The sequence below is a fragment of the Novosphingobium malaysiense genome (genome assembly GCF_000802225.1).
Classification (GTDB): domain Bacteria; phylum Pseudomonadota; class Alphaproteobacteria; order Sphingomonadales; family Sphingomonadaceae; genus Novosphingobium; species Novosphingobium malaysiense.
This window is the reverse complement of record NZ_JTDI01000067.1, coordinates 1-407: the sequence shown is the minus strand read 5'-3', so window position 1 is coordinate 407 and position 407 is coordinate 1. Positions and strand designations below refer to the sequence as shown.

Here is a 407-nt window from a genome sequence, read left to right as displayed (position 1 = left end):
GGCAGTATGCGCAAAGCCGGTGAGCGAGGCCGTTCTCGACTGGATGTTCTCCGTATTCATGCAGGCTGCCCCGGGGGCCGATCGCAGCCTGGCCGAACTCGCGACGATCGACCAGCGAAACATTCTGGCCGAAATCGATTTTCCCGTGCTGTCGTTCGTCGGGAGCGAAGACGCTTTTACACCTCCGGGGATAGGTGAATTTGCCGCATCTTGCGCGAAGAACGGTCGTGTGATCCGTTTCGAGGGTTGTGGCCACGGACCGATGTTCGAGAACTACGAGGACTATTGCGCTGCGTTGCTCGGCTTTCTCGCAGAACTGGAAACCGCATCATGACTGTCAGGTTCGGCTTGTGGTATGACTTTCGTAACCCGCTGCAGTGGCGTCGACCATTCGGCGCAATGTATCG

The 407-nt window shown here is 58.0% G+C and carries 1 protein-coding gene; it reads left to right on the top strand.

Features of this window, described 5'->3' with window-relative positions; translation table 11 throughout:
• The coding region (locus tag LK12_RS23520) for an alpha/beta fold hydrolase (RefSeq protein WP_039290911.1) at positions 1 to 334 on the top strand (334 nt) is incomplete at its 5' end.
• Positions 335 to 407 lie beyond the last annotated feature (73 nt).